The organism is Actinomyces urogenitalis DSM 15434, assembly GCF_000159035.1.
GTDB classification, from domain to species: domain Bacteria; phylum Actinomycetota; class Actinomycetes; order Actinomycetales; family Actinomycetaceae; genus Actinomyces; species Actinomyces urogenitalis.
On record NZ_DS999576.1, the window covers coordinates 379743 to 394611 of the forward strand.

Consider the following 14869-nt stretch of genomic DNA (forward strand, 5'->3'; position numbering starts at 1 on the left):
TGGCGTGCTAGCCCTCGCGGCCCGGGCTGTAGGAGGGCAGGCTCCCTTCCAGGGGTGCGTCCTTGACATGGAGCTCGGAGTAGACCGACCAGGCCACGCTCACCAGCGGGACCGCGACCACCGCTCCCAGCAGGCCGGCGGAGAAGGTTCCCACCGCCACGGCGATACCGACCACGACCGGGTGGAGGGAGACCTGACGGCCCATGATAAGGGGCTGAAGGATATGCCCCTCGATCTGTCCGATCCCGGCCACGCCCAGGCCGACGACCACCATCGCTACGAAGCCCTTGGAGGCCAGCGCCACGACCATGGCTACGATCATGGCCAGCGGCGCGCCGATCATGGGGATGAAGGCGCCAATGAACACGAGCACCGCCAGCGGGGCTGCCAGCGGCACGCCGACGACCTGGAGGAAGACTCCCGCCATGACGGCGTCAGTCAGCGCCAGGATGACGGTGCCCCGGGCGTAGCCGGCGAAGGTGTACCAGCCTGCTCCCGCCGCACGGTGGACGCGGGAGCGCAGGTGCGCCGGCAGCTCATTGAGGAACCATCGCCACATCCGCCCGCCGGAGGCGAGCAGGAAGATCGAGGTGAAAACAGCCAGGGCCAGGACCACGAAGACGTTGACCACTGTGCCTGCGTTCGACAGCACCTCCCCGGCCAGGCTCGTGGCGTTGGACTCCACGTACCGCTGGCCCTGGTTGACCAGCCCTTGCATCGTCTGGACCACTTCCTGCTGGCTGAAGTGGATGGGCAGGGGGCCGTGCTCGACGAAGTCGAGGATCGTGTTGACGCCGGTGGAGAACTGGGCGGCCAGGGAGCTCCATTGGTCCGTGACCGAGGACACGACGTAGTACACCAACGCGGCCAGGAAGGCTGCCGTCGTGGCCAGGGCGAGGAAGGTCGCGGGGTAGCGGGGCATGACGCGGGCGAAGAAGGTGACCAGGGGGTGCAGGATCGCGGTGACCACCAGGGCGATGAAGACGCCCACGAAGACGGGCACGATACGACTGATCCCCAGGAAGACCAGGGCGACGACCAGGAAGATGCCCAGCCCCAGCCACGAGCCGATCCCTCCTCGCACCAGCCAGCCGGGCAGGCTGGACAAGACCCCGACCGGTGCCGTCTGTCCGCCGGTCTCCTCAGACGTGCCGGCCTCGTGGGCGCCGCGGCGGGCCGGGAAGCTGTCCAGCCCCATGACCTGGGCGCGGTCGGCGGCGCGCCTGGCCTCGGCGCGAGCGATACCCCGGTGGAGAAGCCGCTGTGTCCGCACCATCACGGCGGCCAGACCTGAGCGGCGGCGCCGAGGCTCGCCGTCGTTCGTCACAGACTCGGTGTCAGCCATCTCAGTCCTGTCCCTGCCAGCCGGCAAGCCGGCCCATGAGCCGGCCCACCAGCGTGGTGAGAGCAGCCGGGTCCGGGACAAGCCAGTCCGCCTGAGCCAGCTCCTCGGCGTCACCGTAGCCCCACAGCACGCCCACGCACTCCAGCCCGGCGTCATGAGCGCCGTCGACGTCATGACGCCGGTCTCCCACGTGAATGACGCGGCGGGTGTCAGCCCCCGCCTGCCCAAGGCGCTTCAGCGCCAGGCGGACGACCTCCTCCTTGGATCCGTAGCGGTCAGCGGGATCGGCACCGGCAAAGGCCGTGAAGGACCGATCCAGTCCGGCGTGCTGAAGGATCTCGACGGCGTAGTCCTCGCGCTTGGAGGTGGCCAGGGATACCGGGATCTGCCACGCGGTCAGCTGCTGGAGCAGGCGGGCCACGCCGTCGTAGAGGGGGGCCTGGTGCATGTGGCGCCGGTAGTGCTGGCGGTAGAGGGCGACGGCGCGGGCGTTGTCCTGGCCCGTCAGACCGGCGTGGAGACGGAATCCCTCGGTCAGCGGCGGGCCGATGAAGCTCATGAGTTCCTCGCGGCCGCCTACCGGCAGCCCGAGGTCCGTCAGGGACGCCTCGACCGCGTCCAGGATGACCGGGCCGGAGTCCGTGATCGTGCCGTCCAGATCAAGCAGGACCGCGGTGACGAGCTGGTCCGACTGCGGGCTGGACGGGTCAGGTACCGGGGGCACGGGCGTGGGTGCGTGGAGGTTCACGGCTCAGATCACTGCTCACTGTCGCTGTCGGGACGATCTCCACTCTACTAGCGTTGAGCCATGAGCACTTCGGATGACACCGGCGGGGCCGCCTCCCTGCACCTGCCTCGCACCGCAGCATTGGGTCCCGGACGCGGTGGTCAGCAGCGCCTGCTCGTTGACGCCCCGGCCGGCAGCGGCGAGATCTACCTGCAGGGAGCCACGCTGACCTCCTGGCGCCCGCGCGCAGGCAAGGAGGCGATCTTCACCTCTCGCCAGGCGGTTTTTGACGGCGTGCGTGCCATCCGCGGCGGCGTGCCAATCTGCTCGCCGTGGTTCGGCTCCGGGCCCCAGGGGGATCGGGTGGCCAAGCACGGCTGGGTACGCGCCATGGCCTGGACGCTGCGCAGCGTGGGGGCCACGGCCCAGGCAGGCGTCCGGGCGCTGCTGAGCCTGGAGCACGAGAACCTGGCCTTCCTCTACGAGGTCGTCATCGAGGAGACGCTGCGACTGAGTCTGTCCGTGCGTAACACCGGGCCGGCCCCGCAGGAGGTGGAGGCGGCGCTGCACCACTACCTGGCCGTGGGGGACGTGACGGCCGTGCGTATTGACGGGCTGGACGGGCAGACCTACCTCGATATGGTCCACGGTGGCGCCCACGAGCAGGCCGGGACTCTTCAGCTGTCCGGACCGACTGACCGCATCTATACCGCCGAGCAGCCGCTGGTGGTCACTGACCCGGCCGCGGGTCGCCGGATCGTGGTCAGCGGGGTCGATGCCTCCCATGCCGTGGTCTGGAACCCCTGGAGCCAGGGCTCGAAGGGCTACGTGGACCTGGCCGAGGATGAGTGGCCCACCTTCGTTTGCGTGGAGTCGGCCCTCATCCGTGAGCGCGCCGTCATGCTGGAGCCGGGACAGAGTGTGTCGATGGGCTCGCAGATTCGCGTCGAGCCGCTGTGATGCACCGCACCGGGTGCCGATTTGCTCCCGCCGCGGCCGCCCGTGCTAGATTTCTCTGCGTCGCGCCGAGCGGTCGCGATGACAAAGTCCGAGTGGCGGAATAGGTAGACGCGCTAGCTTGAGGTGCTAGTGCCTTATTAAACGGGCGTGGGGGTTCAAGTCCCCCCTCGGACACCCGCAGTGAAGGCCCCAGCCGGGAAGGCTGGGGTCTTCCTCGTGCTCGGGCCCGGCTGTCTGCCTGGATGGCCCGCCCTGGCCTCGACGCAGACCAGTCTGACCAGGGCTTGAGTCGTGGCGTGGGTTGGGTGATCGGTGCTTTGGCGAATGGAACGGGCTCTAGGGGAGCGCTAGGGCACGTACTAATGGCGTGTGCACGCACGCATCGGGGGAGGCACGTACCAATGGGGCCGGGGTCCGGGTGGGGATGTACGCCGCCACGGCGCAAGCGCGCGCCTTGGGGCTTGTGCAACGGTTGGCGGTGGCGAGGCGCTGACCTTTCGGTCAGTTTAGCGCTATATTCTCCGTGTTCCGTTCTGTATCTTCGTCCCCTGAGGTTCTTCCCCATGACGTTAGCTTCTCCGGGCGCCGCAACGTCGCATCCCGGCCGCCCCGCGCATGCTCCGGCCCTTGTCAAGGCCAGGATCACCGTTTACCTCACCTTCTTTGCCAACGGGTTGGGCTTCTCCAACCTTGTCCCGCGCTATCCCGAGGTGCTGGAGCACCTGGGCATCACCAAGGCGGCTTTTGGCCAGGCCCTCATGTTCAACTCCATCGGTGCTCTGGTGGCTGGACTGGCGGCGTCATGGTTCATCACCCGCTTCACCTCGGCGCGTGTGGCGAGCCTAGGCATGATCGTCCTTGGTCTGGGCCTGCTGGGAGCAGTCTGCTCAGGGTCGTGGATCCTGTTCGCCCTGTGCATGGCCTGGGTCGGCGGCACCGACGCCATTGTCGACGTGGCTCAGAACGCCCATGGTCTGCGGGTCGAGCGCCGCTGGGGCTCGTCGATCATCACCAGCTTCCACGCCGCCTGGAGCCTGGGCGCGGTGGTCGGCGCTACCCTGGGTCAGGCGATGGCCGGGTGGGGGGTGGGGATCCGCCTGCACATGCTGCTCGTGCTGGTTCTCCTCACCGTGGTCTCGATGTCCGCCAGCCGCTGGACCATCAAGGGCCCGGACTCGGATGACCGCGAGACCGTCTCAGCGCCCTCGGCCGGCTCGGCCAGCGCGCCTGCCGAGGTGGACCTGGACGACGCTGGCCTCGTCACGGCTCGCGCCTCGAGACTGGTCACGGTCGTGGTGATCGTCGTGCTGGGGCTCATGTGCGCGGCCGCGATGTTCCCGGAGGACGTGACGGCCAACTGGTCCTCGCTGCTGCTGACCGAGCAGGGAGCGCCTGTCTCGATGCGTGGCATGGGGCTGGTCGCGCTTCAGACGACGATGATCGTCGGACGCCTGCTCGGGGACGCGGTCATTGACCGCCTTGGGGCTCGCGCCGTCATCGGCGGTGGGGGAGTCCTCGTGGCGGCCGGCATGGGGCTGGCGCTGGTGATGGACTCCACGGTGGGCACGATGATCGGCATGGTCGTGGCCGGGGCCGGGTGCGCCGTCGCCGTGCCGGTAGCCTTCGCGGCGGCCGACGACGTCCCGGGGCTGCGCCCTGGGATGGGACTGACGATCGTGTCCTGGCTCGCACGCTGCATCATGCTCGTCTCGCCGCCGGTCGTGGGCTGGTTCGCTGACGCTTGCGGTACCTGGGTGGCACTGGTCTACGGCCTGCTCGGAGGCGCGATCATGGCGGTCAGCTGGCCGGTGCTGCGCAAAGGTCGGCGTTCGGACGCCATCAGCGCCCAGGGAGTGGCGGAGGCCTGAGCCTCGGGCGCTAGGGTGGCACCATGCAGCCCATCGAGATCTCTGTCCCTGCAGCCACCTACCACGGTCGGTCCCTGCCGGCTCTTGTCCTGTCGGTCCCCGCGGCTGCTGACGTCCCGAGGATCACTGAGATCTGCCAGGACTCGGCGCTTCAGCGCTGGACAACTGTCCCCTCGCCCTACACCGAGGCAGACGCGCGCGGCTTTGTCGAGGACGTCGTGGGGCCGGGGTGGGATAGCGGGGACTCTCCCACGTGGGCCGTCCGCGAGGTCGGGGACGACGGCGCGACCACCCTGGTCGGGATGCTCGGCATCACATCGTGCGGCGAGGGCTGCGGCGACATCGGCTTCTGGCTCGCGCCCGAAGCTCGTGGGCGTGGGACCCTGCACCGTGCCCTGGAAGCCGTGATCGACCTCGCCCTCGACCCTGACGGCCCGCTAGCCCTGCGCCGCCTGGGCTGGGCCTGCTGGATCGACGACGGGGTACCCAACTGGGCCTCCTGGCGAGCAGTGTGGCGGCTGGGCTTCGTGCGCGAGGGGCTGCGCCGCGCCGCGGCGGTCAAGGGCGGCCGCGTCATGGACGAGTGGGTCGGCGCTCTGCTGGCCGGGGACCCGCGCGAACCTCGGGCGCCCTGGGACGGGCCTGAGCCTGCGTCGTCGGAGCCTACGGGACGGGGTCACGGCAGCGCGCACACCGCGGGAGGCTCGACGCCGCTGGTCGCCCTCGACGGCGTCGGACGACGGGAGGGGGACGATCCCGAGGCGCTGGTGCGACGCTTCCACCACGTCTACGGCCTGCCCGTCCAGGTCGACGGGCCGAGCCTGGACCGCGCCAGCCTGCAGATGCGTATGAGCCTGATTGCCGAGGAGTTCGGGGAGCTGATGGGCGCGGTCTACGGCCCGGCTGCCCGTAGCGAGGTCGAGGCGGGCGTGGCCCGCGCGGTGGCCTGCGATGACGGCACCCGGGACACCGTCGAGACGGCTGACGCCCTGGCGGACCTGGTCTACGTCATCTACGGCATGGCGCTGGAGACCGGGATCGACCTGGCGGCGGTACTCAGCGAGGTGCAGCGCTCGAACATGTCCAAGCTCGGGGCTGATGGCAGGCCGATCTACCGTGAGGACGGCAAGGTCCTCAAGGGTCCTGGGTACTTCAGGCCGGACGTGGCCGGGGTACTTGGCCTGGCGGAGGACTGAGACTGGGAGGGCTGGTATCGGCAGGCCCTGCGCCGAGGAGGAGCGGGGCCAGGGGAGTGACGGTTCTCACCGGGTCGTGACGAGGACCCAGAACCTCAGCTCAGCGCCATCGGGTGCCTCGGCGGCTAACCTCCGTGCTGTCGATCCTAGCCATCGTGCCGGTGGTCTGCGCTCTGCACTTCTTCAGCCAGTACCTGCAGCTGGTCCGTGGCTACTCGACCCTGCGCGCAGGCGTGAGCGAGCTGCCGATGGCGCTGGCAGAAGGACGCTAGCGCCGTCGTCGTCATGTCCTGCGACGCAGTGAGGGCCCTGACACCGCTCGGTGCCAGGGCCCTCACGAGCGAGGCAAGGGTCAGAAGCGCGGGATGTTGCGCATATTCGACGTCGCCATCGAGACCACCTCGCCGGCTCCACGGTTAAGGACGACCTTGCTCATGGCCGTGGCGAAGCCGATGAGCTGCTCACCCTTGATCTCCGGGGGCAGGGAGAGGGCGTTGGGGTCGGTGAGGACCTCCACCAGCGCGGGGCCGTCGAAGGCCAGGGCCTTCTCGAAGGCACCCTTGAGCTTCTTCGGGTCGTCCACGCGCTCGGCGTGGAAGCCGATCGCCTTGGCGACCTCGGCGTAGTTGACGTCGTGGACGTCGGTACCGAAGTCGGGCAGACCGTTGACCAACATCTCCAGCTTGACCATGCCGAGGGTGGAGTTGTTGAAGACCACGACCTTGACCGGCAGGTTGTGCATGCGGGCGGTGACGAGCTCACCCATGAGCATGGACAGGCCGCCGTCACCGGAGACGGAGATGACCTGGCGGTGGGGGTAGGCCACCTGCGCGCCGATGGCGTGGGGCAGGGCGTTTGCCATCGTGCCGTGGAGGAAGGAGCCGATGAGACGGCGGCTGCCCAGCGGGTCGATGTAGCGGGCCGTCCACACGTTGCACATGCCGGTGTCTGCGGTGAAGATCGCGTCCTTGGCAGCCACCTCGTTGAGCAGGTGGGCGGCGAACTCAGGGTGGATGGGCTTGAGCTTCTCCGCCCTGCGCGTGTAGGAGCCCACGGGCGCCTTCATGATCTTGGCGTGGCGCCTGAGCTGGTCCTTGAGGAAGCGGTCGGAGCGCCGTCCCTTCAGCCGCGGCAGGATCGCCTCGATGAAGGGGACGACGTCGGCGTGGACGGCGTAGGACACGTCGGTACGGCGGCCCAGCTTCTCGGCGTGGTTGTCCACCTGGACGGTCAGGGTGGAGGGCAGGAACTGGTCGTAGGGGAAGTCCGTGCCCAGCAGGAGCAGGACGTCGGCGTCCTTCATGCCCTCGGCGGCGGCTCCGTAGCCCAGCAGCCCCGTCATGCCGACGTCGTAGGGGTTGTCGTACTGGATGAAGTCCTTGCCACGCAGGGAGTGGCCGATGGGGGCCTTGAGGGCCTCGGCCAGGGCGATGACCTCGTCATGGGCGCCCTTGACTCCGGCGCCGGCGAAGATGGCGACCTTGCTGGCCTTGTTGAGCAGGGCAGCCACCTCCTCCACGTCCACCGGGTTGGGGGCCAGGACCGCGCGACGCGCCGGGGCGTAGACGGGGGTCGGCGCCACGGCCTTCTCATCAGAGATGTCACCGGGCAGGGAGACCACGGCCACGCCCTCCATCGCCACGGCGTGGCGGATGGCGGCGTTGACCACGCGCGGGGCCTGCTTGGGGGAGGAGATGAGCTCGGAGTAGACCGAGCACTCGGTGAACAGGCGGTCCGGATGGGTCTCCTGGAAGTAGGACTGACCGATCTGGACGCTGGGGATGTGGGAGGCGATGGCGAGCACCGGAGCGCCTGAGCGCTGAGCGTCGTACAGGCCATTGATGAGGTGGAGGTTGCCCGGTCCGCATGAGCCCGCGCACACCGCCAGCTTGCCGGTCAGTTGGGCCTCGGCAGCGGCCGCCAGGGCTGCAGCCTCCTCGTGACGCACGTGGACCCAGTCGATCCCGCCCTTGGCGGAGCCGCCGGTCTTGCGCACGGCGTCGACAACGGGGTTGAGGGAGTCTCCAACGATGCCGTAGATCCGGTGGACGCCGGCATCCACGAGCTGGGCGACGAGCTGTTCGGCAACGTTCATACGTGGCCCTCCTGTGGTCGAGGTCTGGTGGGACAAGCGCTCCCACCTGCGCAGCTGTGCCACCAGGCTAGGACCAGACGGGACGAACGGCCTATGAAAAGACGTCCATTGTGAAGAAAGAGACGCCGTCGACATGGCACGATGGGGCCATGAGTGAGACCAGCCTCCCACAGCTGCCCGAGTCCAACCCCTTCGCCGCGCCCTGGACCCTGGACCTGGGACTGCCTGACTTCGTCGCTGTGCGCACGCAGGACATTGAGCCTGCAATCCGTGCGGGGATGGCTCACCAGAGGGCCGAGTGGGAGGCCGTGGCCACCGATCCCGATGAGCCGACCGTGGCCAACACCGTGGCCGCCCTGGAGCTGTCCGGTGACCTGCTGGAGCGGGCGCTGAGAGTCCTGTACGCGCTCACCTCAGCCACCGATTCGCCCGAGCTCGACAAGCTGGAGGAGCGCCTGGCACCCGAACTGGCGGCCCACAGCGACGCCTATGACCTCGACCCCCGTCTCTACCGGCGTTTCAAGGCCCTGGACGAGCTGGTCAGTGACGCCCGGGCGGCTGGGCGCACCCCGGTGGATCCGGCCGGGGAGGAGATTGACGAGGAGACCGCCCGCTACATCCGCCTGGCCGTCGAGGCTTTTGAACGCGACGGCGTGGCCCTGACCGGCGCCGAGGCCGAGCGTCTGCGCGAGATCAACGCGGAGCTGACCTCCCTGAGCACCCGGGTGGGTACCCTCATCGCCAAGGCGATGCACGAGGCCGGGGTCGCCAACTACACCGCGACTCCCGAGCTGGCGGGCCTGGACAGTCACGCTGAGCGCGTGGCGCTGCTGGACAAGGCCATGAGCCGTGGGCTGTCAGGGGAGACGGACACGCGCGCGCTCATCCTGCGCGAGGTGGCCCTGCGCGCTGAGAGGGCGCAGTTGCTGGGCTTCGAGCACCACGCCGCCATCATCGCGGCGGAGTCTGCCGCCGGGACCACGCAGGCGGTGAGCGACATGCTTGCACGGCTCGTCCCGCCGGCCATGGCCAACGCCCGCCGGGACGCCGATGTCTACGCCGCACGTATGGCCGCCGATCCTGCGACGGTGCCAGGGGAGGGCTTCGGTCCGGCTGACTGGCCTCGCTACGAGGAGGCCGAGCGCAAGGAGCGCTTCGGAGTCGACGACGCCGTCCTCGCCCCTTACCTCGAGCTGGGCAATGTGGTGGAAAACGGTGTCTTCTACGCCGCCAACCGTCTGTACGGCATCACCTTCCACGAGCGGGCAGACCTCGCGGCGCATATGTATGACCCGGATATGCGCGTGTGGGAGGTCCGTGATCCCGCGGCCCTGAGCGAGGCCGAGCGGGAGGCAGGCGCCGAGGCCCCGGTGCTCGGCCTGTTCGTGGCCGATTACTACGCCCGTACCGGCAAGCAAGGTGGGGCTTGGATGGACAGCCTGGTCGACCAGGGGCACCTGACCGGTAACAAGCCCGTGGTCATCAACTGCCTCAACCTCACCAAGCCGGACAGCGGCCCCACGCTGCTGACCTGGGACAACGTCATCACCGCTTTCCACGAGTTCGGCCATGCCCTGCACGGTCTGTTCGCGGATACTCGGTGGCCGGGGGCCTCGGGGACCAACGTGCCTCGCGACGTCGTGGAGTTCCCCAGCCAGGTCAACGAGTCCTGGGCCCTGCACCCGCAGGTCCTGGCCTCCTACGCCCGCCATGTCGACACCGGCGAAGCGATGCCTGCCGGGCTCGTCGAGCAGCTGCGCAGCCAGGGATCCTTCGGCCAGGGCTACGCCACCACCGAGTACCTGGGGGCGGCCCTGCTGGACCAGGCCTGGCACACGCTTGCCCCCGAGCAGGTGCCGACCGACCCCGAGGCGGTGGAGGGCTTCGAGCACGAGGCGCTGGCCGCCGTCGGTATCGATGACGCCCTCGTGCCGCCGCGCTACCGCACCACCTACTTCAACCACGTCTTCGCCGGTGGCTACTCCGCGGCCTACTACGCCTACATCTGGAGCGAGGTCATGGACGCCGACACCACCCAGTGGTTCCGCACCGACGGCGAGGGCGCGCGCGACGGCGACCTGGGCCTGAACCGCGAGGCCGGTGAGCGCTTCCGCCGTGAGTTCCTCTCCCGCGGTGACTCGCGCGACCCGCTGGTGTCCTTCCAGGCCTACCGCGGTCGGGCCCCGCGCCTGGAGCCCCTGCTGGAGCGCCGAGGACTGGCCTGAGACAGGTCTGAGACGTAGGTCCCATCGCGGGGCAGATGTGCACGCCGGGACCGTGACGATAGTCTGCCCTCACCACCCGAACGGAAGAAGAGGACTCCATGGTTCGCGTCACCATCGTCGGCGGCGGATACGGCGGTATCACCATCGCTAAGGCACTCGACGACGTCGCTGAGGTCACGCTCGTCGAGCAGAAGGACACCTTCGTCAACCACGCTGCCGCCCTGCGCGCAGCCGTGGACCGCGAGTGGGCCGAGAAGATCTTCATGCCCTACGACCACCTCCTGACCCGCGGACGCGTGGTTCACGGCACGGCGCTGGCCGTCAAGGGCACGACGGTCCAGGTCTCGGGCGGCCAGGAGATCGAGGCTGATCACCTCGTGCTGGCCACGGGCACGGCCTACCCCTTCCCGGCCAAGCACATGGAGTCCTCCTCGGTCATCGCCAAGGCCCGGATCGAGCGCGGGCACGCCGGCCTGGAGCAGGCCAAGACCGTGCTGGTCGCAGGAGCCGGGGACGTGGGGATCGAGCTGGTCGGTGAGATCACCTCGGCCTTCCCGCACGTCCAGGTCATCCTCCTGGAAGAGGGCGAGCAGATCCTGCCGAACAAGGACTACAAGCCCGAGCTTCGCGCTGCCATTGCCTTCCAGCTGGAGCAGCGTGGGGTCGAGGTCATCACGGGTGAGCGCCTGGTCTCCCTGCCCCCGGTGGACCCGGGCGTGCTCTCGCCCTTCCGCGTGGTCACCACCGGCGGGCGGCGCCTGGAGGCGGATATGTGGTTCCGTGCCTACGGGGCGAGCGCGGCCACGGGCTTCCTCGGTGACGACTACGAGGAGATCCGTCACTACGACGGCACGATCCGCGTCGACGACCACCTGCGCGTGGTCGACCACCCCGGTGTGTGGGCGATTGGTGACATCACCGACGTGCGCGAGACCAAGCGGGCCGACGCCGCTCGCGCCCACGCTGCGGTGGTGGCCGCCAACATCCGCTCGGTGATCGCGGGCGAGGCGCCGACGGCGGTCTACCAGCCCCAGCCTGAGCTGGTCGTCCTGCCGCTGGGCCCCGACGGCGGAGCTTCCCAGATCCTGCGCGACGGCGTGCGCGTGGTCGTGGGTCCGGAGGAGACCGCCCGGATCAAGGGTGAGGACCTCTTCCTCGGCTTTGTGCGCGAGCAGCTGGGTCTGGAGGACTGAGCGGCTGCCGCACTGGCACGACTGCCTGATTCGTCTCACGCGCCCGCGTCCGGACTCCTCGTCTGGACGCGGGCGCGGTACGTACCGGTATCCTGGGCCACATGACGAACGACCCGCGGTCCGCGCTCAACCGACTCATCGCTGCCTTCGAGGCGCACCTGGACGCGGCCGCCACCGGGGACGAGTACTCGCCCGCTGTGGTCGTTGCCGAGAATGCCCTCCAGGACGCCTTCTTCACCTACGACGACGCCCTGTTTACCGCCACCGGCATCGAACTGCCCTTCGACATCGTCGACGCTGAGTCTGACGACGAGGAGGGCGACGACGATGACGATGACTACGACGAGGACTACGAGGACGGCGACGACTACGACGAGGATGACGACTACGCCGACGACGAGGACTGACCGGGCCGCATGAGGCGCTCGGGATAGCCCAGGGCCGGCGCCGTCACCTCATCGAGCACGTGACGGATCTGCACCGGAAGGGTGAGGTCCTCAGCCGCCAGCGCCCCCTGGAGCTGGGCAGGCGTACGCGCGCCCACGATGGTCGAGGCGATGCCGGCGGCGTCGCGCGCCCATGCCAGGGCCACCTCGACTGGTCGACGGTCCAGGCCCGCTGCGGCCGTGGCCACCGCCTCGACGACGCCTTCATGACGAGGATCGAGGTAGGGCGCCACGTAGGAGCGTAGGTGCGGGGAGGCCGCGCGCGAGTCCGCTGGGGTCGTGGACCGGTACTTGCCGGTGAGTACCCCGCGTCCCAGGGGCGCGTAGCCGATGACGCCGAGACCCAGCGCCTGGGCGGCCGGCAGGAGCTCGCGCTCGATCCCGCGGCACAGCAGGGAGTGCTCCATCTCGGCTCCCGCCAGCCCCGGACCGCCGTGCTCGCGCAGCAGGTCAGCGGCGTGGACGGTGGCCCAGGCGGGGTGGTTGGACACGCCCACGTAGCGGGTCCGCCCCGAGGCCACCGCGGTGCGCAGAGCGTGCGCCGTCTCCTCCAGCGGGGTCGTGGGGTCGGGGACCTGGACCAGCCACAGGTCCAGGTGGTCGGTGCCCAGCCGCTTGAGGCTGGCGTCCAAAGTGTCTAGCAGCGTGCCGCGAGAGGCGTCCGTGACTGAGCCACGGCTCCCGGTGCGCCAGGTCCGCACGCCTGCCTTGGAGACCAGGACCAGGTCGGTGCGCTCGACGTGGCCGGACAGCAGCGTGCCGATGACCTCCTCGCTCAGCCCCTGGCAGTAGGAGGCGGCGGTGTCCACCAGCGTGCCTCCGGCGTCGAGGAAGACGTCGAGCTGCTCCTTGGCCTCGAGCTCGTCGGTGTCGCGGCCCCAGGTCATCGTTCCCAGCCCGACCGAGGAGACCCGGAGGCCGGTCCCGCCTAGTCTGCGATGCTCCATGACTCCACCCTAGGGGCGGGGTCTAGGCTGCTGGCCCACGGCGCGCCGTCAGGAGCTGGGCCAGGCCGGTCTCGGGCAGCGGGGGAGTCTCGCCCCCAAAGAGCGGGCAGGCGGCCTGGAAGGCGCACCAGTCGCACAGGCGTGAGCGTCGAGGCGCGAACCGGCCCTGGGTCGCACAGTCCTCGACCTCGTCCCATAGGTGCTCCAGTCGCGTCTCCATGCCCTCCAGCTCAGCCAGGACCGGGTCGTGGGTCAGGATGCGGCCGTCCTTGAGATAGACCAGCTGGAGCCTGCGCGGCGCCTGGCCACGCAGACGCCACAGCACCAGCCCGTAGAAGCGCATCTGGAACAGCGCGTCGTGCTGGAAGCGTGGAGCAGGTGACTTACCGGTCTTGTAGTCCACCACGCGCATCGCGCCGTCAGCGGCCACGTCGAGGCGGTCGACGAAGCCGCGCAGCAGCAGACCGGAACGGGTCTCGGTCTGGACGAAGAGCTCGCGCTCGGACGGCTCCAGGCGAGTGGGGTTCTCCATCTGGAAATAGGTGCGCAGCAGCGCGCGGGCCTCCTCCAGCCACGGCGCGACATCCTGGGGTGAGTCGAACAGGTCCATGACCACGGGGTTCTTTTCCCGGTGCGCCTCCCACTGCCCGGGCAGCATGCCGACGGCGGCCTCAAGGGTGCGTTCAGGGGCAGGCAGGTCGTACAGGCGCTCCAGCACGGCGTGGACGAGCGTGCCCTTGTGGGTGGCCAGGGACCCCGGCTCAGGCAGACGGTCGACGGTACGCAGCCGGAACATGAGCGGGCACTGCATGAAGTCCTTGGCCCTGGAGGGGGACAAGGCCGCTCGACGACTGCGGCCGGCCGGAGCGTGGGCCCCTGGGCCTGTTGGCCGAGGCGAAGCGGGGGCGGAGGGTGTCTGGCTCACGTGGGTGAACCTACCTCCCCGCGCCGGCGGGCGCCGGCAGGACCCTGAGGCTGTCCACAGCCTCGCACCGCCCGCGGTGTTCGCCCTGCGCTGTGGAGACCGAGCGGCCGTGGGAGGCGGCGGACGGTGAGATTAGGCTCTCCAGCATGTCTTCTACCTCGACCCGTGCCAGTGGACCGGGCCTGGTCCTGGGCCGCATCGGCGGAGCCCCCGTCGTCATCGCCCCGTCCTCGGTGCTGCTGGGGGCACTGATCGCGGCGACCTGGTTTCCTGCCGTGAATCGATCGATGAACGGCTACACGCTCCTGCAGGTGCTGGGCGTGGTGTTAGCGGCCGTGCTTGGTGTGGTAGTCAGCGTCTTCCTCCACGAGCTGGCCCACGGCCTGAGCGGTACGGCGCTGGGGCGCTGGCCCACTCGCTACGAGCTCTACCTGTGGGGCGGACGCACGAGCTTTCGCCCCCTCAGCGCCCAGGAAGGCTGGAGACCATGGAAGGACGTGGTGACCTCCCTGTCCGGCCCCGCCGTCAACCTGGCTTTGTGGTTGGTGGGACGGTGGCTGGAGACGAGCGTGTGGATGCCCTATCCGCTCTACATCCTCGTGTGGGCCCTGACCTGGGTCAACCTTGCCCTGACAGTCTTCAACGTCCTGCCGGCGCTTCCGCTGGACGGTGGGCACGCGCTGGCGGCCCTCATCGAGCAGGTGACCGGCAAGGCCCGCACGGGCCAGCGCGTGGCGGCCTGGGGTGGGCTCCTCGTCGTGGCTGGCATCGCCTGGATGTGGCTGCTTCGGCCCCTGCTGCTCCTGGGGCGGCGGCCAGACGGCTTCTCCCTGATCCTGGCCCTCATGGTGGCCTGGCCGTTGGCGCAGACCAGCTGGACCCTGCTCGGGCTCGGGCGTGGGTCGCGCGCCGCGGCAGGGCTGGACCTGCGCACGCTGGCGC

The 14869-nt window shown here is 69.4% G+C and carries 13 protein-coding genes and 1 tRNA gene; 9 read left to right on the forward strand and 5 right to left on the reverse strand.

The window, feature by feature from the left end; translation table 11 throughout:
• Positions 1 to 7: 7 nt before the first annotated feature.
• A complete protein-coding gene (locus HMPREF0058_RS09810) occupies positions 8 to 1345 on the reverse strand; it encodes an AI-2E family transporter (RefSeq protein WP_006549638.1) in 1338 nt (445 codons plus the stop codon).
• 1 nt (position 1346) lies between these two features.
• Positions 1347 to 2093 carry an HAD hydrolase-like protein gene (locus tag HMPREF0058_RS09815; protein ID WP_006549639.1) on the reverse strand — a complete coding sequence of 249 codons (747 nt, stop codon included), beginning with the start codon at positions 2091 to 2093 and terminating at the stop codon, positions 1347 to 1349.
• Between the two features lie 60 nt (positions 2094 to 2153).
• Between HMPREF0058_RS09815 and HMPREF0058_RS09820 the strand changes: the two genes are divergently transcribed.
• The 5 genes from HMPREF0058_RS09820 (at position 2154) to HMPREF0058_RS12850 (ending at position 6368) form a co-directional block, all read left to right on the forward strand.
• Positions 2154 to 3032 (forward strand): D-hexose-6-phosphate mutarotase, encoded by an 879-nt coding sequence (locus HMPREF0058_RS09820; protein ID WP_006549640.1) that lies wholly within the window; start codon positions 2154 to 2156, stop codon positions 3030 to 3032.
• A gap of 86 nt (positions 3033 to 3118) precedes the next feature.
• A tRNA-Leu gene (locus HMPREF0058_RS09825) sits at positions 3119 to 3206 on the forward strand.
• 389 nt (positions 3207 to 3595) lie between these two features.
• A complete protein-coding gene (locus HMPREF0058_RS09830; RefSeq protein WP_006549641.1) occupies positions 3596 to 4900 on the forward strand; it encodes an MFS transporter in 1305 nt (434 codons plus the stop codon).
• 23 nt (positions 4901 to 4923) lie between these two features.
• Positions 4924 to 6096: a bifunctional GNAT family N-acetyltransferase/nucleoside triphosphate pyrophosphohydrolase family protein gene (locus HMPREF0058_RS09835; RefSeq protein WP_006549642.1), complete on the forward strand. Its 1173-nt coding sequence runs from the start codon at positions 4924 to 4926 to the stop codon at positions 6094 to 6096.
• Positions 6097 to 6230: 134 nt separating this feature from the next.
• Positions 6231 to 6368 (forward strand): hypothetical protein, encoded by a 138-nt coding sequence (locus HMPREF0058_RS12850; protein WP_006549643.1) that lies wholly within the window; start codon positions 6231 to 6233, stop codon positions 6366 to 6368.
• An 80-nt stretch (positions 6369 to 6448) separates the two neighbouring features.
• On the opposite strand, the gene HMPREF0058_RS09840 is transcribed toward HMPREF0058_RS12850, so the two are convergent.
• Positions 6449 to 8191 (reverse strand): pyruvate dehydrogenase, encoded by a 1743-nt coding sequence (locus tag HMPREF0058_RS09840; RefSeq protein WP_006549644.1) that lies wholly within the window; start codon positions 8189 to 8191, stop codon positions 6449 to 6451.
• A 149-nt stretch (positions 8192 to 8340) separates the two neighbouring features.
• On the opposite strand from HMPREF0058_RS09840, the gene HMPREF0058_RS09845 reads away from it, so the two are divergent.
• The 3 genes from HMPREF0058_RS09845 (at position 8341) to HMPREF0058_RS09855 (ending at position 12016) form a co-directional block, all read left to right on the forward strand.
• The gene (locus HMPREF0058_RS09845; RefSeq protein ID WP_006549645.1) at positions 8341 to 10416 is read left to right on the forward strand and encodes a M3 family metallopeptidase; all 2076 of its coding nucleotides are present in this window, start codon (positions 8341 to 8343) and stop codon (positions 10414 to 10416) included.
• Between the two features lie 98 nt (positions 10417 to 10514).
• Positions 10515 to 11609, forward strand: coding sequence for an NAD(P)/FAD-dependent oxidoreductase (locus HMPREF0058_RS09850; protein WP_006549646.1), 1095 nt, complete (start codon positions 10515 to 10517; stop codon positions 11607 to 11609).
• Positions 11610 to 11710: 101 nt separating this feature from the next.
• Positions 11711 to 12016, forward strand: a complete 306-nt coding sequence (locus HMPREF0058_RS09855) for a hypothetical protein (protein ID WP_006549647.1) — start codon at positions 11711 to 11713, stop codon at positions 12014 to 12016.
• Here the strand turns inward: HMPREF0058_RS09855 and HMPREF0058_RS09860 are convergent.
• A complete protein-coding gene (locus tag HMPREF0058_RS09860) occupies positions 11995 to 13002 on the reverse strand; it encodes an aldo/keto reductase (protein WP_006549648.1) in 1008 nt (335 codons plus the stop codon). The two genes, HMPREF0058_RS09855 and HMPREF0058_RS09860, sit on opposite strands and share 22 nt — an antisense overlap.
• Positions 13003 to 13024: 22 nt before the next feature.
• On the reverse strand, positions 13025 to 13840 hold the full coding sequence (locus HMPREF0058_RS09865) for a RecB family exonuclease (RefSeq protein WP_006549649.1): 816 nt from the start codon (positions 13838 to 13840) through the stop codon (positions 13025 to 13027).
• Positions 13841 to 14073: 233 nt separating this feature from the next.
• Between HMPREF0058_RS09865 and HMPREF0058_RS09870 the strand changes: the two genes are divergently transcribed.
• On the forward strand, positions 14074 to 14869 hold a 796-nt coding region (locus HMPREF0058_RS09870), incomplete at its 3' end, for a site-2 protease family protein (RefSeq protein WP_040319868.1).

What these genes read in the sequence shown, in the direction of transcription:
- HMPREF0058_RS09810 (WP_006549638.1), bottom strand. Translation starts at nt 1,345, where the DNA reads ATGGCTGACACCGAGTCTGTGACGAACGACGGCGAGCCTCGGCGCCGC.
- HMPREF0058_RS09820 (WP_006549640.1), top strand. Translation starts at nt 2,154, where the DNA reads ATGAGCACTTCGGATGACACCGGCGGGGCCGCCTCCCTGCACCTGCCT.
- HMPREF0058_RS09830 (WP_006549641.1), top strand. Translation starts at nt 3,596, where the DNA reads ATGACGTTAGCTTCTCCGGGCGCCGCAACGTCGCATCCCGGCCGCCCC.
- HMPREF0058_RS09835 (WP_006549642.1), top strand. Translation starts at nt 4,924, where the DNA reads ATGCAGCCCATCGAGATCTCTGTCCCTGCAGCCACCTACCACGGTCGG.
- HMPREF0058_RS09840 (WP_006549644.1), bottom strand. Translation starts at nt 8,191, where the DNA reads ATGAACGTTGCCGAACAGCTCGTCGCCCAGCTCGTGGATGCCGGCGTC.
- HMPREF0058_RS09845 (WP_006549645.1), top strand. Translation starts at nt 8,341, where the DNA reads ATGAGTGAGACCAGCCTCCCACAGCTGCCCGAGTCCAACCCCTTCGCC.
- HMPREF0058_RS09850 (WP_006549646.1), top strand. Translation starts at nt 10,515, where the DNA reads ATGGTTCGCGTCACCATCGTCGGCGGCGGATACGGCGGTATCACCATC.
- HMPREF0058_RS09855 (WP_006549647.1), top strand. Translation starts at nt 11,711, where the DNA reads ATGACGAACGACCCGCGGTCCGCGCTCAACCGACTCATCGCTGCCTTC.
- HMPREF0058_RS09860 (WP_006549648.1), bottom strand. Translation starts at nt 13,002, where the DNA reads ATGGAGCATCGCAGACTAGGCGGGACCGGCCTCCGGGTCTCCTCGGTC.